19 protein-coding genes are annotated in these 19,040 nt (G+C 51.4%); 7 read left to right on the top strand and 12 right to left on the bottom strand.

All coding sequences use genetic code 11. The annotated features are described in order from the left end of the window. Positions 1-75: 75 nt before the first annotated feature. Together nadC and G8768_RS15085 are read right to left on the bottom strand one after the other, a co-directional pair. A complete protein-coding gene (gene nadC / locus G8768_RS15090; protein WP_166845261.1) occupies positions 76-927 on the bottom strand; it encodes a carboxylating nicotinate-nucleotide diphosphorylase in 852 nt (283 codons plus the stop codon). 130 nt (positions 928-1,057) lie between these two features. Further along, on the bottom strand, positions 1,058-1,576 hold the full coding sequence (locus tag G8768_RS15085) for a retropepsin-like aspartic protease family protein (RefSeq protein WP_208020186.1): 519 nt from the start codon (positions 1,574-1,576) through the stop codon (positions 1,058-1,060). A 304-nt stretch (positions 1,577-1,880) separates the two neighbouring features. On the opposite strand from G8768_RS15085, the gene G8768_RS15080 reads away from it, so the two are divergent. After that, positions 1,881-4,142: a DUF1631 family protein gene (locus G8768_RS15080; RefSeq protein WP_166845263.1), complete on the top strand. Its 2,262-nt coding sequence runs from the start codon at positions 1,881-1,883 to the stop codon at positions 4,140-4,142. Positions 4,143-4,186: 44 nt separating this feature from the next. Here the strand turns inward: G8768_RS15080 and G8768_RS15075 are convergent, their stop codons facing one another. Then, complete coding sequence (locus G8768_RS15075) at positions 4,187-4,663, bottom strand: peroxiredoxin (protein ID WP_166845265.1); 477 nt, start codon at positions 4,661-4,663, stop codon at positions 4,187-4,189. A gap of 136 nt (positions 4,664-4,799) precedes the next feature. On the opposite strand from G8768_RS15075, the gene G8768_RS15070 reads away from it, so the two are divergent. After that, positions 4,800-5,987 (top strand): sterol desaturase family protein, encoded by a 1,188-nt coding sequence (locus tag G8768_RS15070; protein WP_166845267.1) that lies wholly within the window; start codon positions 4,800-4,802, stop codon positions 5,985-5,987. Between the two features lie 485 nt (positions 5,988-6,472). Here the strand turns inward: G8768_RS15070 and G8768_RS15065 are convergent, their stop codons facing one another. The 4 genes from G8768_RS15065 to G8768_RS15050 form a co-directional block, all read right to left on the bottom strand. Continuing rightward, entirely contained in the window at positions 6,473-7,078 is a 606-nt protein-coding gene (locus G8768_RS15065) for an NADPH-dependent FMN reductase (protein ID WP_166845269.1), read from the bottom strand. 84 nt (positions 7,079-7,162) lie between these two features. Further along, on the bottom strand, positions 7,163-8,377 hold the full coding sequence (locus tag G8768_RS15060) for a BaiN/RdsA family NAD(P)/FAD-dependent oxidoreductase (RefSeq protein WP_166845271.1): 1,215 nt from the start codon (positions 8,375-8,377) through the stop codon (positions 7,163-7,165). 34 nt (positions 8,378-8,411) lie between these two features. After that, positions 8,412-8,681, bottom strand: coding sequence for a GNAT family N-acetyltransferase (locus tag G8768_RS15055; RefSeq protein ID WP_166845274.1), 270 nt, complete (start codon positions 8,679-8,681; stop codon positions 8,412-8,414). 105 nt (positions 8,682-8,786) lie between these two features. Continuing rightward, positions 8,787-9,479: a Crp/Fnr family transcriptional regulator gene (locus tag G8768_RS15050; RefSeq protein ID WP_166845276.1), complete on the bottom strand. Its 693-nt coding sequence runs from the start codon at positions 9,477-9,479 to the stop codon at positions 8,787-8,789. 175 nt (positions 9,480-9,654) lie between these two features. On the opposite strand from G8768_RS15050, the gene G8768_RS15045 reads away from it, so the two are divergent. After that, positions 9,655-11,202: an acetolactate synthase large subunit gene (locus G8768_RS15045; RefSeq protein WP_243749505.1), complete on the top strand. Its 1,548-nt coding sequence runs from the start codon at positions 9,655-9,657 to the stop codon at positions 11,200-11,202. Positions 11,203-11,260: 58 nt separating this feature from the next. Here the strand turns inward: G8768_RS15045 and G8768_RS15040 are convergent, their stop codons facing one another. After that, complete coding sequence (locus G8768_RS15040; RefSeq protein WP_166845278.1) at positions 11,261-12,076, bottom strand: HDOD domain-containing protein; 816 nt, start codon at positions 12,074-12,076, stop codon at positions 11,261-11,263. Between the two features lie 169 nt (positions 12,077-12,245). Between G8768_RS15040 and G8768_RS15035 the strand changes: the two genes are divergently transcribed. The 4 genes from G8768_RS15035 to G8768_RS15020 all read left to right on the top strand — a co-directional run bounded on the left by G8768_RS15035 (position 12,246) and on the right by G8768_RS15020 (position 15,377). Further along, positions 12,246-13,094 carry a TSUP family transporter gene (locus G8768_RS15035; protein ID WP_166845280.1) on the top strand — a complete coding sequence of 283 codons (849 nt, stop codon included), beginning with the start codon at positions 12,246-12,248 and terminating at the stop codon, positions 13,092-13,094. 81 nt (positions 13,095-13,175) lie between these two features. Next, positions 13,176-13,514 (top strand): hypothetical protein, encoded by a 339-nt coding sequence (locus G8768_RS15030; protein ID WP_166845282.1) that lies wholly within the window; start codon positions 13,176-13,178, stop codon positions 13,512-13,514. 24 nt (positions 13,515-13,538) lie between these two features. Then, a complete protein-coding gene (locus G8768_RS15025) occupies positions 13,539-14,639 on the top strand; it encodes an AI-2E family transporter (RefSeq protein ID WP_166845284.1) in 1,101 nt (366 codons plus the stop codon). A 57-nt stretch (positions 14,640-14,696) separates the two neighbouring features. Beyond that, entirely contained in the window at positions 14,697-15,377 is a 681-nt protein-coding gene (locus tag G8768_RS15020) for a class I SAM-dependent methyltransferase (RefSeq protein WP_166845286.1), read from the top strand. 63 nt (positions 15,378-15,440) lie between these two features. Here the strand turns inward: G8768_RS15020 and G8768_RS15015 are convergent, their stop codons facing one another. The 4 genes from G8768_RS15015 to G8768_RS15000 form a co-directional block, all read right to left on the bottom strand. Further along, positions 15,441-16,535 carry an aminotransferase class V-fold PLP-dependent enzyme gene (locus tag G8768_RS15015; protein WP_166845288.1) on the bottom strand — a complete coding sequence of 365 codons (1,095 nt, stop codon included), beginning with the start codon at positions 16,533-16,535 and terminating at the stop codon, positions 15,441-15,443. A gap of 2 nt (positions 16,536-16,537) precedes the next feature. After that, on the bottom strand, positions 16,538-17,710 hold the full coding sequence (locus G8768_RS15010; protein ID WP_166845290.1) for a monodechloroaminopyrrolnitrin synthase PrnB family protein: 1,173 nt from the start codon (positions 17,708-17,710) through the stop codon (positions 16,538-16,540). A gap of 145 nt (positions 17,711-17,855) precedes the next feature. Continuing rightward, on the bottom strand, positions 17,856-18,440 hold the full coding sequence (locus G8768_RS15005; RefSeq protein WP_166845292.1) for a BON domain-containing protein: 585 nt from the start codon (positions 18,438-18,440) through the stop codon (positions 17,856-17,858). Further along, the gene (locus tag G8768_RS15000) at positions 18,433-19,029 is read right to left on the bottom strand and encodes an SIS domain-containing protein (RefSeq protein ID WP_166845294.1); all 597 of its coding nucleotides are present in this window, start codon (positions 19,027-19,029) and stop codon (positions 18,433-18,435) included. Before G8768_RS15000 ends, G8768_RS15005 begins: the two co-directional genes overlap by 8 nt. Positions 19,030-19,040: the final 11 nt, after the last annotated feature.

Below are 19,040 nucleotides of genomic sequence, written 5' to 3'. Positions count from 1 at the left end.
GAACACAATGTGAAACAAAACGGGCGACCTTGGGTCGCCCTTTTTGTTGGTATCTTTTTTGAATTTGGCGAACTATTACGCCATGGTCAGGCGCATCGATAAATCGACGGCTTTGCAGTCCTTGGTAAGCGCACCGATGGAAATATAATCCACGCCGGTTTCAGCGATGGGAACCAGGGTTGTTTGATTGACGTTGCCGGAAGCTTCCAGTTTCGCTGGCTGCTCATGCTTTTTATTCAAGGCAACTGCGTCGCGCAACATGTCATTATCAAAGTTATCCAGCATCACAATATCGGCACCGGCATCGAGCGCCTGTTGAAATTCATCCATGGATTCCACTTCAACTTCGACGGCTTTACCAGGCTGATTGGTTTGTGCCTGTTGAATGGCTTGGGCAATGCCACCGCAGGCAGCAATGTGATTTTCTTTGATCAGATAAGCGTCGTATAAACCAATACGATGATTGTGACAGCCGCCCTGGCTGACCGCATATTTTTGCGCCAGGCGTAAGCCGGGAATGGTTTTGCGGGTGTCCAGAATATTGACGCGGGTGTGTGCCACCAGGTTCGCGTAGCTCTGGCAGGCGGTTGCCGTACCGGACAACAGTTGAAGAAAGTTCAAGGCGGCCCGTTCACCGGTCAGCAGGCTGCGTGCTGAACCGCTCAGGGTATACAGCACACTGTCGGCTTTTACGAAATCGCCATCCTTTACCTGCCATTCGATGCTGACGTTTGGATCCAGCTGATGGAAGACTTCGTTCACCCAGGCGACGCCGCAGATGACGCAATCTTCGCGTGTGATCACACGGGCATTGGCTTGTTGGGATTCGGGAATCAGGGCAGCGGTGATATCACCATCGCCAATGTCTTCTTTGAGGGCCGCTGCGACGTTGCGGCTAATTTCGTCAGTGAGCGCAGATAGCTCCATGGGGGCTTCTCTTTAACAGTCCAAAGCCGGCAATTGTACCATAGCTGAAGCGCTAAGATGCCCCATGGTCGCCGTCTCGGTTCGAGGGTGGGAGGGTAAAAATGCGAGGACCGATACGTGGCGGGGCAGGCTAATTTCCAGTCCGGTGCTGGCGCAGGCTCAGGGTTCTGCCGCGTTGAGTGAACTCCAACTGGCCCAGGGCGCTCATACCGAGGAGAATTTCATCGCCTTCCATGCCGGTTGAGATACTCGCAGCGACGTTTTGCAAGCGTATATCACCCAGCTCCAAACGATCGATTCGGCTCATATACACTCGCGAGCGGCCGTTTGCGGTATTGGCGTAGCCGGGCTGCCCTTTGGGCATGCCCAACTTGCGAGCGAGGGCTTCGGGAACCGCTACCAGGGTCGCGCCGGTGTCCAATAGAAAGCGCACCGGCTTGCCGTTGACGTAGCCTTGACTCAGGTAATGGCCCTGGCGATTGCCTTCGATATCGACACGGATGACTTCACCCTCTCGCTCACTGTAGGGCTGATAACGTTCTTCATCGCGTTTTTCGAGCCAGGCGTTAAAACCAAAGGCGAGCAATGCCAGCGCTGTTATCCAGGCCAGGTACATCATGCCACGTCCCATTTTCGCGCTGTCGTCCATTTTGATGTCCTCCGGAGTAAAAAAACATCCTAAAAGCAAAGGGTGGCTTGCAGGTGGTTTGTTGAATAAGCCGCCAGCGATAAAGCAGCTGCCAGCAAAGTGTGATCTTATAGCGCCGAAAGCGTGCTTTACATCAAATTATTATCAATCATTCTAACAGTACGTCGTTTTTATGCCCAATTGAGAATAAATTAAGACTATTATCTTAGTTGGTGGGGCACAGGAAGCTTCTGCTGATTCGTCTGAACATACTGACAGACGACGTTGTATTCACTCATGGACTGCCTACCAGGTTCAGTGATTTATGGTTAACAGCAAAGACAATGTCATTCCTCTCAAGGCGGCTAAACCCAGCACGGCCCCGCCGAAGCTGCGCAATAAGCAAGCCCTTGATGAGCCGGTACACAAGCCGGTAAGCCAATTGCCCCGGGGAATCCAGGCTGTTCATCTGTTATTGTCCAAAGTGCTCCAGCAGGGCATGAGCCAATTTTTCAATCAGTCCGATGATGCGCTGTTCGAGCGGGCGGAAATCGCTGGCAATAATCAGGAGCAAAGTCAGTATTTTGAAGCCATGCGAGCGCTTCGTATGTCCAAGGCCACATTGGCCCAATCCCTCTTTGAAACCTTGCGCAATTCCTTTGTTGAATTGCAGCGTACGTCGTCGACTCAGCCCGGCACCTTAAGTGTTTACGATAATGAAGATTTATGTGCCGATGATGTGCAGCTTGTGTCCGAAGAGGCTTTCGAAGAAGAGGTGGCGATCAAGTCCATGGTGACTGCCCATCGCCAACAACATCAACAGAATCTCGATCATTTATGGCGCCGTTGTTTCCATCTGTTGGGCAAGAAAGGCGAAGACAATGCCAATCGTTTGCCCTGTGATGTTGAAAAGCTGACCCAGTGTTTCGCTGGGCAACTCGACGCGCTTTCAGTCGCCATCAGTATCAAATTACTGTTATTGAAAATTTTCGAACGCAGTGTGTTGCAACAGTTGGGGAATGCTTACGCCTTGTTGAATCAGCGAATGGCTGAGCAGGGGGTATTGCCGGACTTACAACGCCAGATCAGTCGCGAGCGCCGCGCCAAACTCAATACTCGCCGCACCCGTGTGCGTCACGACACTCAGGTGCAGGGACACGCCTTGGGTGATTTGCATCAGTTGATGGACGATGACACATCGTTGATCCCTACGCTCAACAACAAGATTGAGGAAAGCAGTCTGAGCACTCAGCAGTTGGGCCAGATTCTGGCAGGCTTTCAAGGCCAGCAAGCTTCGATGGCCTTGCAGACTCAGGAAGATTCCCGAGCATTAAGTGAAAAACTGTCCCAGCTGTTAATGAGCCAGGGCCATGTTTCTCAACTGGATCGCAATATCATTAATCTTGTCCATATGTTGTTTGAATACATATGGGAAGATCCAAATCTGGCGGCTCCAATGCGTGCGGTGTTGTCTCGTATGCAGATTCCTTTGCTCAAAGTTGCTTTGGCTGATGCGGCGTTTTTGCAAGCTGGCAGCCACCCCGCCAGACAATTGCTGAATGAAATGGCACGTTGCGCACTGGGTTGGGAAGAGCCCGAAGACGCCGAACGTCGCAAACAGGATGCTCTGTTGCAGCAACTCGAAATGATCGTGCAGCGCGTGCAGGACGAATTTGTTGATGATGTGTCGATCTTTACGGAACTGCATCAGCAGTTGCGTAAGTTTTTGGATCGCGAACAGCGTCGAGCGGAACTGGTTGCCCAGAGAACCGTGGATCAGGTTCGCGGTGAAGCACTCACAACCCAAGCGAAAGCGGCGGTCAGTGACGTCTTGAATAAGGCCTGCGAAGGGCTGCCCGGTGTGGGGCAAGCCTTGCTCCGTGAGGCCTGGGCGCGTGTTCTTCAAATGGTGTATCTAAAGCAGGGTGCCGACAGTGTTGCCTGGAGCGAAAAGCTTGATATGGCGGAACAGTTAGCCACTTTGTTGCGCAATTGTACCCAGAGCAACAGTGAAGCCGAGCTGGCGTTACTGGTACAGAAAATGGAAGGCGATCTGGCCGATGTTGGTTTGGACAGCTTTCAAAGTCGGGCCTGGTTTGAAGCCGTCGAAAACCATGTTCGTGAACAACGCCCCAGAAGGGATGTCAGCGCGGATCTGGACTTTGCCTGTGCCGAGAATGCAGAGAGTGGAATCCTGCTCGCAGAAGATGATGTGTCTCTTAATCCGGAAGCGCCATCTTCTGAAGCTTCAGAGGCCCCCGAGGAAACCCAGGAAGAGCACGTTGTTGCAAGAGAAAGTTTATCACCCGGTGATCCTGCCATGCGTCAAGCTCGACGTTTGAGCCAGGGAGCATGGTTGCAATGGGTTGAAGACGGCAACAGCCAGCGTTGTCGTTTGGCGGCAATTTTGCCTTCGGTGGGGCGCTATGTATTTGTCAGTCGACAGGGCAAAAAAGTATTGGAACTGGGTTTGGATGATTTGGCCTGGGCTATTAAGGATGGAAAGTTATCGGTTCTGAACGACGGCCAGTTATTTGATCGTGCCTTGCAAACCGTGATCGGAGACATGCGCCGTCGCAAACAATAAACGGCGCAGGTTCCAGGTCTTTTTTATTAAACCCGATTCAGGGTTTACAGTTTTGCCAAAATGGCTTCAACACTGCTCAAATCCAGGCCTTTGTTATCGACGGCAACATGCTGTACAACACCATTTTCAATAATCATGGCATAGCGCTTGGAACGCAGGCTGCCCATCTTGAATCCACTCGCATCCATCGTCAGTCCGAGGGCTTCGGCAAATTCACCGTTGCCATCAGCCAGCATTACAACGTCTTCACTGCCATTGGCTAATCCCCAGGCGTGCATGACGAAAACATCGTTGACCGAAGTGCAGATAATCGAGTCGACGCCTTTGGCTTTCAGAGCCTCAGCCGAAGCGGCAAAACCTGGCAAATGAGCCGCACTGCAGGTTGGGGTGAACGCACCCGGTACGGCGAACAGGACCACCTTCTTGTCTTTACACAGCTCGGCGCTGTTGACGGTTTCCGGGCCGCTATCGCCCATTATCTGTAGCTCAACTGCGGGTATCGTATCTTGTGCTTGAATCATCATCGGGCTCCGTGAATTGTGATGGTTATTTTGCAGGCCATTCATAGTATAGTGTGCCAAAAATAATGATAACTAACTTTAGGAGTTCAGGCCTGTGGGAATCTTGAATTATGCAACGCCTGCATTTGTGTTGCTAATGCTATTTGAGATTTGGTACGACCGACGTACCGGAGCCGGATACTATCGCTTGAATGATACCGTTGGTAGCCTCGCCACGGGTGTTTTGAGCCAGACCACTCGCCTGGTGACTTTTTCTCTCGGTATCTGGGCGATGTCTGGCCTTAACGGTCTTCTTTTTCCGTTGTGGTCAATGGAATCCATATTAGCTTGGTGCGCCGCGTTAGTTATCAACGACTTTTTCTATTATTGGAAGCATCGCTTCAGCCATGAGATTAATTTCTTATGGGCTGGCCACGCTGTGCATCACCAGAGTGAAGAGTACAATCTCAGCACGGCACTGCGCCAACCGAGCACGCACATTCTCACCTGGGTGTTTTCCATCCCCATGTTATTGATGGGTATTCCCTGGCAGATGATTGTAGTGTGCGCGGCCTGGAATTTAATTTATCAATTTTGGGTGCATACGCGCCATATTCATCGTTTACCCCGCTGGTTCGAAGCGCTCATGGTAACGCCCTCCCATCATCGTGTTCATCATGCGCAAAACCCGGAATACATTGATAAAAACCACGGTGGAGTGTTTATTATTTGGGATAAGTGGTTTGGTACCTTTCAGGAAGAGAAAGATGCAACACCTCCTATCTATGGCGTGCGCCGCCCTTTGTTAAGTTTTAATCCCTGGCGAGCCAATCTTCAGCTTTGGTGGCAAATGGCCCAGGATGCTTTTTACACCGCAAGTTGGAAAGATAAATTGCGAGTCTGGTTTATGCCGACTGGCTGGCGACCCGAGGACGTGGAGAAATCTCGTCCCATCAAAAAATACCCTTTGGAAACGTTTGAAAAATACAATCCGCCTGCGCCAATGTGGATGAAGTTCTATGCTGGATTGCAAATTACGTTGGCGGCCCTAGCCTCTTTGTATCTCGCCACGGAAGCTAAAAGCTTTGATATGGCCCAACTGTATTTGCTATGGACGGTAATGAGTTTACCGCTGGTGACGGTTGGCATCATGCTCGATAAACAGGATCTGCGTTGGGAACTGTTGCGCCTGGTATTCAGTTGGCTGTGTCTGATTTGGTTGGGAGGCTATTTTGCCGATGTTTTATGGTGGGTAGCGTTACTGAGTCAGGGTGTGTTTTCGGCCATTATGCTGTGGGCAGTGTGGCCACTTGCCAATCCTGTGGCGTCTTCCCAAGCGGATTAATTGCCTGCCCAATTTCACGCACTTTTCGACAGGCATAAAAAAAGCCCCGGGAGTTATGGGGCTTAAGCGTCGCAGAGTAAATGCACCTAGGTGCAGGGGGTATGAAACTTAATTGCTGAAGGAGTTACTTAAATCGTCCTTCGCAATCAGACCCAGTAGGGTAAAGACCACTGGAAACACAATAGAAGTAACAAGCATCTGACTGTCCTCAAAAATTTGGTTTGGGCTCTGTTGTGAGCCATTCGACAACGGTTTCTAGTATAAGGATGTCGACCTAAAGTAGGTTCAAGCTGGGTAAAGAAACGTATTGCTTGGTTGGGGCTGAGTTAAGTGTGGGGTTTTTGAGGGCGCTTGGAATAAGTTAATGCGATTTGGGTCTGGAAAATAGGTCTGGAAAACGAAACACTGGAAGGAAGCCGGTCGGAAAGGAACAAGTCTGGAAGGAAACAAGCCCAGGCGGAGCTGGGCTTTGGAGCAGCTCTTGTTTACATGCCATTGCGCCAGGTTTTGAGATCGATAACGCCACTTTCTCGAATTCCTTGATAAGCTTTACTGTATTCGGAAAGTAAGCTCAGGCTGTAATCGATACGGCTACGCAGTTTTTTATCGTCTTCGCCGCCAATGTCTTCATTTAAAACCTTGCTAGCATTTCGCACGATTAAATGCTCGGGCATATAGCTGATGCGATTGTTCTTATAACTGCTCATGCGCAGCTCCGCGATTGGGTACGCGCCGCCAACGGACGCCGATACCGCAACGAGTAAAGCGGGCTTATGAGCCAGCTCACCGCCACCCCACATCAAAAAGAAGTTCTTCAATGCGGCTGGCACCATGCCGTGATACTCCGGAGAGATTACGATAAAAGCATCCGCAGCCTTTAATGTCTCACCAATCGGAGTGAGGATCGCTTTCCATTCCGGATTGCCTTGCCAGATGCTGGGGTCCCAAAGCGCTAATGGCTGTTCGCCCAAATCAATTACTGAGCACTGCTCGCTGAGTGAGAGCGCTTCCAGGCGTTGCTTCAGAAAATGGGCAACTTTCAGGCTCTGGGAGTCAGGCTGCTGGCTCCCGCAAATAATGGCTAGATTCATATCAATGGCTCGCTATTGTCTTTGAATGAACGGCAGCATAGACCAGTATGGCTGCGAAAACATGTCCGAACTTACGATGACGCTTTATTGTTTGGCTTCGGAAGCCGGCTTTAGGGCTTGGGCACAGGCGTAAGCGGAGCTCCAGGCCCATTGAAAGTTAAAACCTCCCAGGTGGCCGGTAACATCCACTACCTCGCCGATAAAGAACAGGCCGGACTGGGTTTCGGCTTCCATCGTTTTGGAAGACAGTTGCCGGCAATCGACCCCCCCCAGAGTAACTTCTGCTGTGCGATAGCCTTCGGTGCCCGAGGGTTTTAACACCCAGTTATTCAGTTGGCGGGCAATTTCCTCAAGGCGCTGATTACTGAACTCGGCCATGGCCCGATCGGATTCCGTCGGCCACCAGAGTTGTTCAAGATGCTTGATCAATGCCTTCGGCAGAAGGTCTCTTAACAGACTGCGCAATTTGGCTTTTGCCTGCTGCTGTTTTTGTTCCAGCAGGAATGCCCGGGCGTCCAGACTGGGCAGCAGATCCATATGGATAGTTTCACCACTGTGCCAGTAGTTGGAGAGCTGCAAGCTCGCCGGGCCACTGAGCCCACGATGGGTAAATAATACCGCTTCGCTGAAGCTGGCTCGCTCATTGGACAGGGTGACGTCGATGGCGATGCCCGCCAGGGATTCAAAGATCTTGCCCGCGGCATCACTGAACGTAAATGGCACCAGGCCCGCTCGGGTGGGCAAAAGGGTGAGACCAAACTGTTCCGCAATTTGATAGCCAAACTCGCCTCCGCCCATGCTCGGAATTGATAGGCCTCCTGTGGCGACCACCAGTTGTGGGGCACTGAACTGGCCTTTATTGCTTTGCAGCAGGAAGTCGTCTTTGGGCTTGTCGACGGTTTGCACATCGCACTGGCTGATGAGGTTTACCCGGGTTGTAGCCTCACATTCCAGCAGCAGCATATTGAGAATATCTTTCGCGCTGTCATCGCAAAACAGTTTGCCGAGATCCCGCTCATGGTAGGGAATCTCGTGTTCGATTACCTTGCCAATAAAATCCCAATTGCTGTATTGCTTAAGTGCAGATTTTACAAAATGAGGGTTTTCACAGAGAAAATGACGGGCTTCGACGTCGAGATTCGTGAAGTTACAGCGACCGCCACCGGACATCAGGATTTTTCGGCCGGGGCGCTTGGCACGCTCCAGAACTGTGACCTTAAGTCCGCGAGCGGCTGCTTGCCAGGCACACATCAGACCAGCAGCGCCGGCCCCCAAAATAATAAGGTCAGTGTTTACCATCGAGTTTTGTGCTGCCCACGGTTAAGGGTGATGCTCACGGCTTTTTTCGCCTCAAAAACTTCTCGACGTACCAACAGCTGGCTTCAATGGAAAGCTCTTCATCTCGCGCCCAGCGCAAACCTGCGCTGACTAAGGCCTGGGCAGCACCGCTACCGCGCAGGTCCTGAGGAACAAAAGTACGGCTGAAGTCGACACGATTCTGTTTTGAATCAAGTTGGTATTCCAATACGGCCTGGCTGTTGGGAATGATAAAACGGCAACTGTCGACTTGATGATCGACAATAAAAGATTCGTTACTGGTCATAATAATGCTTTGCTAATGGCTATGGTTGTTGTGTCTCGTTGGCTGCTGGCGATTGTTTTTGTATAGGTTTGTCGGTGTAAATGGCCAGTCAGCGGCGCAAGCATATCAGGTAATTGCGTTTAATGCCGCAGGGTCGAGAATGCAGATTCCATCCCGGCTCTTATCCACTATGCCTTCTTTTTCCAGGTAGCTGAGCTCTTTATTGATGGATTGCCGTGAGGCACCAAGCATTTTGCCCAATTCTTCCTGGGAGAGGGTCAGTTTGATAAAAATTTGTTCACCTTTCTGGGCGCCCATCATGGTGGCCATTAACACCAGGCGCCGTGCGAGGCGCTGGCGCAGGGGACGAAGAGCGCTGTCTTCGATAAACATAAAAACCATGCGCAGGCGGGTACACTGCATCTGCAAAATAGCTTCATTGATTTCAGGGTGGCGCTTTCTGAGTTCATTGAACTCTTTTTTGTTCATGGCCGCCAGTTCGCAATCTTCTCTGGCTTCGGCGTTCTGTGCCCTTGGTGAGCCCTCAATAATGCCGATTTCCCCAAAACACTCCCCGGGTTGCATGATATGCAAAAGAATTTCCTTGCCTTCGGCGGTGACATTACTGGTCTGCACGCTGCCCGAGATAACCTGGTAAAGGGCATCGGCTTCTTCGCCGAAGTGGTAGATGGATTCCCCGGCTTTCAGGGGTTTGGGTTTCATGGCCGCCCGTACCTCGGCTTCTACAGCCGCAGGCAATTGCGCAATCCAGTTCAGGGTACTGTCGCGATTTTCTCCGTTCGGGGGATTATCGATCATGGGCATGCTCTGGGATGATGGTTTTTCAGGGTTGTCGCCTAAACGACAGTGCCACAAGGCTGCTTATTCTAAACTAGAATGCTTCACTGTCTACTTGCGGGATATGCAAGGCAAGACAGAAAACAATAATACAAGCCGCGCTAAGCAAAAGCTCAATAATAATCAGGAGACAGCCATGTCGATGAACGGTGCCGAAGCCTTATTGAAAACCATGATTGATGCCGGGGTAGAGGTGTGTTTTGCCAACCCGGGAACGTCGGAAATGCAATTAGTGGCGGCCATCGACAAGATTCCCGGCATGCGTCCGATTCTTGGCTTGTTTGAAGGTGTGGTAACCGGTGCCGCGGATGGCTATGGCCGGATGGCGGATAAACCCGCCGCCACATTGCTGCATCTGGGCTCAGGCTATTCCAATGGCATGGCCAATCTGCACAACGCCAAACGCGCCTTTTCGCCCATCGTCAACATTATCGGTGAGCACGCTGTTGATCATATTCCTCTTGATGCTCCGTTGACCTCGGATATCGAAGGTCATGCCAGTCTGCACACCAATTGGCTGCGCACCTGTCAAAGTGCCGATGAGATGCCAAAAGACGGCGCGGATGCGGTTGCTGCCGCCCATGCGGGCCGTATCACCAATTTGATCGTGCCCGCCAATTATGCCTGGACGGAATCTCAAGGAGCCGTGCCACCGGTGGCACCGGAGACGCGCCCCAGGGTGAGCGACGACAGTATTGCCCAAGCGGCTGAGGCGCTGAAGAAAGGGCAGGAGTGTTGCCTGTTTCTAGGCGGTCGTGCATTACGTGAAGAGGGCCTGGTCCTCGCCCGCCGCATTGAGCAAGCAACCGGCGCCAAAATAGTGTGTGAGGTTTTTCCCGCTCGAATTCAGCGTGGCCGTGGTCGGGTGTCCGTTGAGCGGCTGCCATACCTCGGTGAGTTTGCTGCCGAGGTGCTGAAAGACGTTAAGCATATGGTCGTACTTGGTACGAAAGCCCCGGTGTCATTCTTTGCCTATCCAGGCAAGCCCAGTGTGCTGACGCCAGAGGATTGTCAGATTCACAGTGTCGCGACTGCGCAGGATGATCAATTGGATGCCTTGCAGCGTCTTGCGGATAGCTTGGGCGCTCCTGAACTGGAGATGCCTGAAGACCCCGCTCTTCCAGCAATACCTGGCAAGGAAGAAGCGTTTACCGCTGAGGCAGTGGGTGCGGTGGTTGCCAATTATCTTCCTGAGAACGCGATTGTTTCTGATGAGGCCAATACCTCGGGCATCTTTTCCTACGCCATGTATGAAGGTGCGGCGCCACATGATTGGCTGACGCTCACTGGGGGCGCGATTGGCCAGGGCCTGCCCGTTGCTGTGGGTGCCGCTGTGGCCTGCCCGGAGCGTAAGGTGATTAATCTCCAGGCAGATGGCTCGGCGATGTACACCAATCAGGCTCTGTGGACGATGGCGCGTGAACAGTTGGATGTGGTTACGGTGATTTACAACAATTCCAGCTATGCGATTTTGAATCTGGAGTTGATGCGAGTCGGTGTTGAAAATCCGGGCGAGCGTGCGAAATCCATGTTGGATCTCTCCAATCCTAGCCTGGACTGGGTGAAAATTGCTGAAGGTCAGGGAGTTACTGCGTCACGGGCGACCAATGTGGAGGAATTTGAAGCTCAGTTCAAAGCGGCTGTTGAGGGGAAAGGGCCCCGCCTGATTGAAGTGGTGTTATAAACGCACCCCGGTTCAGCCTGAAAAGAAGCCCCCTTCCGGGGGCAAGACTGACCGTCACTTAAGCGAACAAATCATCAAAGTTGTCATCACAGGCGTTGTCGACGTCTTCCAGCATCGCAACCAGATCAATATCGATGCCTTCCGCAATGGCGCTTGGGAAGTTCGCCATCATGCTTTCCTTATTCTCAGAGGCGTTCATGGCAACCACATAGTGAGCCAGATGCAGAACGGCGGCGTACTCGGATTCACTGTCCGCCGGGTTGTATTGGTAGCGCAGTGCATCTCCCATCGCGGTAGGGAAACGCCAGCGTTCAGATAGCTCGGCGCCGGCTTCTACGTTGGTAAAGCCAAGGCGGCTTTGCTCCAAGTCTTCGCGATTGGCACCCTGGCTAACCAGATGATGGATTTCCAAGGCGTCTTCCGGGCACAGAATGCTGATCAAAATGGTGCCGACGTTATGCATCATTCCGCAGGTGAAGGCCAGCTCCCGGTCCAGTTCACGTTGGCTGAATTGACATACCCAGCGGCAGGCTCCGGCCATGGCAAAGCTGTCACGCCAGAATTGTTTAATGTCGATATGCTCCGGGGCCTTAAAGGAGGACGCGATGCCCGAAGCGAGCACCAGTGTACGGAGGCTGTTTAAGCCCAGGAAAACGACGGCATCGTTAACGCTGCCGATTTTGCGGGCGCCACCAAAGTGGGAAGAGTTCGCCATACGCAGTACTTTGGCCGTGAGCGATTGATCCTGACTTAATTGCTCGGCAATAGAGTCGGCATCAGATTCGGCGCTGTTGAAGCTATCCAACAATTTTTGTACGACTTCCGGTATCTTAGGGAGGTCGGTTGCATTATTGATCAGTTGACTTAGTTCCATAGTAAAACCTCTTAACACGGTGGATAAGCGCCGATAGACCACCGTGGTTGCGTATCTGCGCTGGGAGTGTTCTTGTTTCCTTTCGCCTTTGTGGCCATGTCGGCCATCAATCCTGTTGTGGGGGCTGAAATTCGGGGGCGATGCCTCTATTATCGGCAGAGCCTGGCAAATGATTAGGCAACAAACGAGGAAGAGCGCGCCGGATTTGAACCTCAAGACGGCGTTGCCAGATGTATGTGAGAGTTGGACAGACGTGGATTGGGGACTGGATTTTCCGCTGTGGGTGAGCCTGTTTTTAGCAGCCATTGCTTTCCTGGCAGGGTTTATAAGCGCTATCGCTGGTGGTGGCGGGATGATCGTATTGCCGGTGTTGCTGTGGCTGGGGGTGCCGCCTCTGAACGCTCTCGCCACCAATAAGTTCCAGAGTGTCTTTGGAACCTTATCGTCCACCATTAACTTTTTTCGCAAGGGGCAAATTGAACGGGAAGGCCTGATGGGCGGGCTGGTCTGTGCGTTTGTTGCCGCTATTCTCGGTTCGATTCTGGTACAGCTGATTCCGAGCCAGTGGCTGTCGGCTGTGATTCCTTACCTGTTGCTGTTGCTGGCGGCCTATATGTTGTTTTCGCCTTCATTGAGCGATGAAGATCGTCCAGCGAAGTTGAGCAAGCCACTGTTTAACGGACTGTGCATCAATGGAATCAGTTTCTATGGAGGAGTGTTCGGTCCGGGGATCGGCTCTTTTTTTGCCGTGGCGTTTGCCAGTCTTCGCGGTTATAACCTGCGTAAAGCGACGGCGCATACCAAGCCCCTGGTACTCACCGTCAATATGACCTCTATGATAGTATTTATTTTTGCTGGCCAGATGCTCTGGGGATTGGCGATTATTATGGCCGTCGCCCAGTTTATCGGTGCGCGTTTGGGCTCAAATCTGGTCATCAGCAAGGGGGCAGCATTGATTAAACCGGTGATGATTGCGATTACCGTTTTGCTGGCCTTGAGGATGATTTTTAGCGCCTGAGGCGGTCAGTGGAATTGGGGCGGATTCACTCAATGAGCTTCTGGTTCGTCTAATTGATACCATGTTCGTCGGTGGGGATCTATGGAGTTTTTGATCTTAATTGTTCTGAGCACTGTGATTCTGGCATCGGTTATTGTGGTGTTAAGTCTGGTCAAAACACCACACTATCGACTCGATGCGCTGTCGGTGGAAAATTTTCTACTGCTGGTGATTAATGGGCAGGCGACGGAAAATGACTGGTCGGTATTCACTTCGGTACCGATTCGACACAACCCGGAACTGGAAGCCATTCGATTACGTTGTGTTGAATTGGAAGAACATTATTATCTGGGCCAGACCCGCAGTGGACATTTATTATCCCAAGCGGGCATTCAGGTTATTGAACAGCTGTTACAGGAACTGCGTGAGAAAAAGGCGTAATTCTCTTTAAAAGGAAGACCATTAATGCAAATACACAATCCGGCACCGGGTGAATTTTCCGGCGTTTCGCGTTTTATTCTCGTTTCCGCAGCTTTTGTTGTCGTCGTCGCCGGTATGCGAGCGGCGGAATCCATTCTGGTTCCGTTTTTACTGTCCCTGTTCATTGCTGTGGTGTGTTCACCCTTATTACTGTGGCTGAAAAAACGCGGTTTACCCAACGGCTTGGCAATTGTTTCCATTATTGTATTGATCATCGCCATTGGCGGCGCTATCAGTGCGGTGGTGGGCAGTTCGGTCGCTGAGTTTCGTCAGGATATTCCGGTCTATCAGGAACGCCTTACGACTATGTTTCAGGGGCTGATTACTCGATTGCAGGGCTATGGCATTGATCTTGAAACGACCATCCTGACAGACAATATTGATCCGGGTGCCGCCTTGAGAATCGCGGGTAATACGCTGGCTTCTTTTGGCAGCATGATGACCGAAGCGTTTCTGATTTTGTTAACCGTGATTTTTATTATGGCGGAAGAGGTCGGGTTTTCTGACAAGCTCAAAGCCGCCAAGAAAAATTTCGGTGTCGGTGCTATCGCGCGGTTTACCGAATCGGTGAATCACTATATGGCCATTAAGATGTGGATCAGCCTGCTCACGGCGGTGTTGGTTTTTGTTTGGTTGTTGATCCTGGGTGTTGACTACCCGGTCATGTGGTCATTGCTGGCCTTTTTGCTCAACTTTGTTCCCAGCTTGGGCTCGATTCTTGCCGCTGTACCCGCCGTGCTTTTGGCATTGGTTCAGTTGGGGCCCATGAGTGCTCTACTCACGGGCGCGGGTTATTTGGCCGTGAATACCGTTGTGGGTAATGGCATTGAACCTCGGGTGATGGGTAAAGGTTTGAATCTTTCCGCCCTGGTGGTGTTTTTGTCTTTGGTGTTCTGGGGGTGGGTACTTGGCCCGGTGGGAATGTTGCTCTCGGTTCCGCTCACAATGACCGTTAAGATTGCCCTGGAAAGCAATGAAGACACCCATTGGATTGGTGTGCTGCTGGGTTCCGGGGAAGCAGCAGATGCGCCCGATAGCATCGATTTGCTTGAGCCTGTTGAAGACGAAGAAGAAAACAAGTCCTGATACATTGGTAATTTGAAATACCGTCAAGGCCCAATCAAGACGAAAAGAGAAGACGCTATGCCCAGTGCGATAAGTGCGCCGAAAGAACTGTTGCAACACTTTCGGCAAACCTTGCCTCACGCAGAACTGCTGCCGACGACATTGCCCGATGTTCCCGATATTTCTCTGTGGCTGGTTAACCCGGCCATTATGGATGCGCGTTTAAGTGAAGAAACTATCGCGGCAGTATTCGATAAACCCGCCTACTGGTCATTCTGTTGGGCCAGTGGTCAGGCCATGGCGGCCATGATTCTGGAACAGGCTGAACTGGTGCGAGACAAAGTCATTGTTGATTTTGGAACGGGTTCCGGCATCGTCGCAATTGCTGCCTTAATGGCAGGGGCTAAAACGGTCTACGCCAGTGATCTTGATGAAGGTGCACTGCTGTCGGTTCAGGCGAATGCAGAACTCAATGGCTTTGCTCATGATGATCGTTTGATCATTAATCGCGATTGTTTCGGTCTTGCCGATGCGTCGGTGGACCTGGTGATGGCGGCTGATGTGCTCTACGATTGGGAGAACAAACCCCTGCTGGAAAAGTTTCGCAGGTGTTTTAAAAAAACACTGATCGCGGATTCACGGGTGAAAAACTTTAGTGAGCCGGGATACGAAGCCATCGCCGTAAAACGTTCGGTCACCTTTCCTGATCTGGGTGAATTTGAAGAATTTAAAACGGTTAACTTCTATCAGAGCCTTTAGGCTCTGATAGCGTTTTTCAGAAATTTCTTTTTCGACGAATCCTTTTACATTCCCGACTCAATATCAGCTGTTGGGGTAGCAGGCGATGACCGAATCGATATCACTTTGATCATTGTAGATGTGCGGGGAGATTCGAACCCCTGTCGGGCGTTGATCAAACTGAATGTCAGCTTCACCCAATGCATTCACAAAGGCGTCCTGCTGATTAAATCGTAACACAATGGTGCCGCCACGATATGCCGGAGTGACACAGGCTTCCCTGGCTGCAATGCGCAGTTGTTCGGTGAGAGTCTGATTGTGTTGCCAGCACTTTTCCACACCATAATGTTGAAAATACTCAATGCTGTGTTGTGCCAGCGCATAGGGCTGCACGGAAGGTGTACCCCCCCAAAAACGCAGAGCGCTTTCATGGTAGCGAAAATCATGCACATCAAACTCAAACGGATCCTGATGTGAAAACCAGCCCACATCTTTAGGTTGACAGAGACTCAGCTTTTCAGGGTTAACCCACATAAAGCCGGCGCCCGGGCCGCCGCACAACCATTTTACGCAGGAGCCCAACACAAAATCTGCTTGCCACTGTTGCAAGTCAATGGGGACAACTCCGATAGACTGGGCGATGTCGACAACGGAAAAAATATCCTGCTGTCGACACTGTTCAAGGAGTTCGCTTATCGGTAAGCGCAAACTGGAATTGGAATACACATGGGTAAGCAGCACCAGGCCGACATCGTCTTTCAACTGCGTTTGCCATTGCTCCAGGTTTTGCAAATCCATGGTGTCGGGTAAAAATCGGACCTCCCAACCAAATGCCTTGGCCTGTTGAGCCACAAAGCTCATGCTGGGAAAATCTTCCTCACTCAGTAAGATAATGTTGCGATTGGCCGGAGCTGGCACGGCTTGGAGGATCTTGCTGAAGCCACTGGATAAATTGCTTTGCGGACAAAAATCTTCAGTATTGCCATTGAGCAGTTCTCCGAGTGCTGAGCGAAAACCATCAATGGCTTGTAGCCAGTTTGGCCAGGCCTGTTCCGGGTTTTCCTGCCAGGGTTGCAAGAAAGCTTTTTGCCATTGTTGCTGGCTGCTGCGTAATGCCAAGCCTACCGAGTGGCTCAGCATATAACGTTGAGTGGGCAGCAGAAAGTCGTCTCGACCCATAGTTACCTCAAGCTGTTTCGAATGGTCTCGATATCGCGATATCGGCTCGGAATATCATCGCGTTCGGCCGCCAGGCGTAGATCCCGCAGCTTGGCCAGGGAGCGCAGCAAGACGGGCAGTGGTGGACCACTGGCGGTTAACTTATTGGCATAGACCTCGTCCATACCTTGTGACGGTTTGGTAATAAACTTTTCAACCAGATTGTTGTGGTGTTGTGCAGCGGTACGCCCGTGGGCATCACACACTTTTAGAAACTTGCTGGCCACCAACTGGAACCATTCACTGTCTTGCTCGCTGTCCGGGCTTTGCAGTAATTGATCCATCAGGCTGGGGCGACGCATGCAGTCCATCAAACAGCGCTGGTCTTCCGGCATCATATAAAGCATTTTGTCGACGAGCAATTGTGAGTAATAGGAATCATCAGCGCGACACAGGCCCAGCATCAGATCGATAATGTTGATGCCGGCAAAATCACCCGCATTGGCACCGCGATAAATCTCGCGACCCACGCGATAGGGTTTGTAGTAAGGACGTACCAGATAGAAGAATGCGTTGACATCGAGTTTTTCAAAGAGAATGTCGTTGAGTCGAATAACATCTTCCAGAGCATCGTAAGCCGCGTCCAGCAGATCGGGCACAGATACATTCGACATGCCCAGTGGCACGGTACGGAACAATGCATCGGCCGCACGCTTATAGGCTAACACGGCACGCGTGTTGTACTCATTGAAAATAAATTCATCTTCTAAAGAGGTAAAGCTTTTGGCTACGCCATTAATAGCTCGATTGTGTGTGGTCAGGTGGGCGGTTGCAAAGCGCGGTGTCACACCCAGAGAGGCCCCCAATTGCAAGGCCAGGGCCGAAGCTTCTTTCAAGGGCGACGTGTCTTCTCGAGAAGGCTCGGTAATTTCATGGCGTCGACAGGCTGCCATATAAAAGCCAACATTGCCTAAAAGATCAAAACCGGCATCAAAGCCTTCATCGGTATTGCCCTCTCTGAGCAGCTCGGCAATCAGGGAGCGGCCTTCTTCTTCCAGCTGACGCTTCAGGGAATCGCCAATGCCCACAACATTCGCTTTGTCGTCCTGCTGTTGATACAGCTTTTCCAGCTCGGTATTGATTTCGATAAAGCTGCTGCGAATCCAGCGGTCGAAATTTTCAACATTGGCGGTCACGGCTTGCTCCTTTATTGTTTATTTGTAAAGTATAGCTATTCTAGCAATCAATACGGAGCAAATTCGGGCAAAACAGGGCTTGGGAATGGGTTTGGCTAGCAGAATCTGCTAGCCAGGGGGGATTTGTTAGTGCTGCATATTGGGCTTAATCAATGTATTCGAAGGTGCGAACAACCTTTTGAACGCCACCAATGCGACTCACTACATTGGCAATCTTATTGGCCTGAGTCCGGGAAACGGTTCCCATTAAATAGACAATACCATTTTCAGTAACCACTTTTACGCGGCCGCTGTCGATGTCCTCATGAGCCAGCAATTGGGTTTTGACCTTGGAGCTGATCCAGGAATCGTTGGTGCGTCCAAGAAAAGAACTGTTGCCCTGAATTTTCAGTTCATTGAAGACCTGGCGCACCTTGTGCAGCTTGCGCAAAGTTGCCGTGGCGAGCTCACGGGCTTCTTGGTTGGGCACTTCACCGGTGACCAATACCACGCCATTGAAGGCGTTCACATTGATGTGAGAAGAATCCAGCGAAGGGCTGGCCTTGGTCAAATTAACTTCCGCAATGGTTTCCAGCTGCTCGTCATCAATATAGGTGCCGAAGGTCCGCTTGCTCGGGTCCGGCTGAATCGGTTTATCAGTGGTCGCGCTGATGATCGAGGTACAGGCGCTTATGCTTAGTACACAACCCGCAATCAGGGCTGCTTTGAAAAGTCCGGATGCTTTATTCATCTGGGCTACTAACTCCGAATAGTTGTTGGTCAATTAAATCACAGAGGCAGAATACGGTGAGTAAATGAACCTCGTGAATTCTCGGCCTTGAATGCAGTTGAGCCTGCAATTCAATATCGTTGACATCGAGAAGGGCAGAAATATCCCCACCATCGTGACCGGTTAAGGCAATCACCGACATATCGCGATCGTGGGCAGCTTGTACCGCCTGAATCAGATTGCCAGGTTTTCCACTGCTGGAAATCAACACCAGAATATCGCCCGGCTGACCGAGGGCGCGAACTTGCTTGGCGTAGACGTCGTTGTAACTGGCAACATCCGCAATCGCCGATAGAGAGGTCGCGTCGGTACCCAGGGCGATGGCGGGCAGGCTGGGGCGCTCATTCTCAAAGCGATTGATCAGGCTGGCCGAAAATATCTGGGTGATAGCGCAGCTGCTGCCGTTGCCGCAGAGTAAAATTTTATTGTCGTTAACGAGGGCGTGCACCATCATTTCGCTGGCTTCGGCGATTAATGGGGCCAGTTGCTCACCGACCTGCATTTTAGCTTCGATGCTGCGGTGAAACAGATTGATTACGTGTTGATCCATGCTCGGCTCTT

The organism is Pseudoteredinibacter isoporae (assembly GCF_011602085.1).
GTDB classification, from domain to species: Bacteria; Pseudomonadota; Gammaproteobacteria; order Pseudomonadales; family Cellvibrionaceae; genus Pseudoteredinibacter; species Pseudoteredinibacter isoporae.
The sequence above is the reverse complement of the archived record's forward strand: the minus strand, read 5'-3'. Positions and strand labels throughout refer to the sequence as shown.

Bases quoted from the DNA above. Each gene is read 5' to 3' on its own strand.
- G8768_RS15080 (WP_166845263.1), top strand. From the start codon at position 1,881: ATGGTTAACAGCAAAGACAATGTCATTCCTCTCAAGGCGGCTAAACCC.
- G8768_RS15075 (WP_166845265.1), bottom strand. From the start codon at position 4,663: ATGATTCAAGCACAAGATACGATACCCGCAGTTGAGCTACAGATAATG.
- G8768_RS15035 (WP_166845280.1), top strand. From the start codon at position 12,246: ATGATTAGGCAACAAACGAGGAAGAGCGCGCCGGATTTGAACCTCAAG.
- G8768_RS15045 (WP_243749505.1), top strand. From the start codon at position 9,655: ATGTCGATGAACGGTGCCGAAGCCTTATTGAAAACCATGATTGATGCC.
- G8768_RS15025 (WP_166845284.1), top strand. From the start codon at position 13,539: ATGCAAATACACAATCCGGCACCGGGTGAATTTTCCGGCGTTTCGCGT.
- G8768_RS15005 (WP_166845292.1), bottom strand. From the start codon at position 18,440: ATGAATAAAGCATCCGGACTTTTCAAAGCAGCCCTGATTGCGGGTTGT.
- G8768_RS15050 (WP_166845276.1), bottom strand. From the start codon at position 9,479: ATGATCGATAATCCCCCGAACGGAGAAAATCGCGACAGTACCCTGAAC.
- G8768_RS15015 (WP_166845288.1), bottom strand. From the start codon at position 16,535: ATGGGTCGAGACGACTTTCTGCTGCCCACTCAACGTTATATGCTGAGC.
- G8768_RS15000 (WP_166845294.1), bottom strand. From the start codon at position 19,029: ATGGATCAACACGTAATCAATCTGTTTCACCGCAGCATCGAAGCTAAA.
- G8768_RS15020 (WP_166845286.1), top strand. From the start codon at position 14,697: ATGCCCAGTGCGATAAGTGCGCCGAAAGAACTGTTGCAACACTTTCGG.
- G8768_RS15070 (WP_166845267.1), top strand. From the start codon at position 4,800: ATGCTATTTGAGATTTGGTACGACCGACGTACCGGAGCCGGATACTAT.
- G8768_RS15030 (WP_166845282.1), top strand. From the start codon at position 13,176: ATGGAGTTTTTGATCTTAATTGTTCTGAGCACTGTGATTCTGGCATCG.
- G8768_RS15060 (WP_166845271.1), bottom strand. From the start codon at position 8,377: ATGGTAAACACTGACCTTATTATTTTGGGGGCCGGCGCTGCTGGTCTG.
- G8768_RS15085 (WP_208020186.1), bottom strand. From the start codon at position 1,576: ATGGACGACAGCGCGAAAATGGGACGTGGCATGATGTACCTGGCCTGG.
- G8768_RS15040 (WP_166845278.1), bottom strand. From the start codon at position 12,076: ATGGAACTAAGTCAACTGATCAATAATGCAACCGACCTCCCTAAGATA.
- G8768_RS15055 (WP_166845274.1), bottom strand. From the start codon at position 8,681: ATGACCAGTAACGAATCTTTTATTGTCGATCATCAAGTCGACAGTTGC.
- G8768_RS15065 (WP_166845269.1), bottom strand. From the start codon at position 7,078: ATGAATCTAGCCATTATTTGCGGGAGCCAGCAGCCTGACTCCCAGAGC.
- nadC (WP_166845261.1), bottom strand. From the start codon at position 927: ATGGAGCTATCTGCGCTCACTGACGAAATTAGCCGCAACGTCGCAGCG.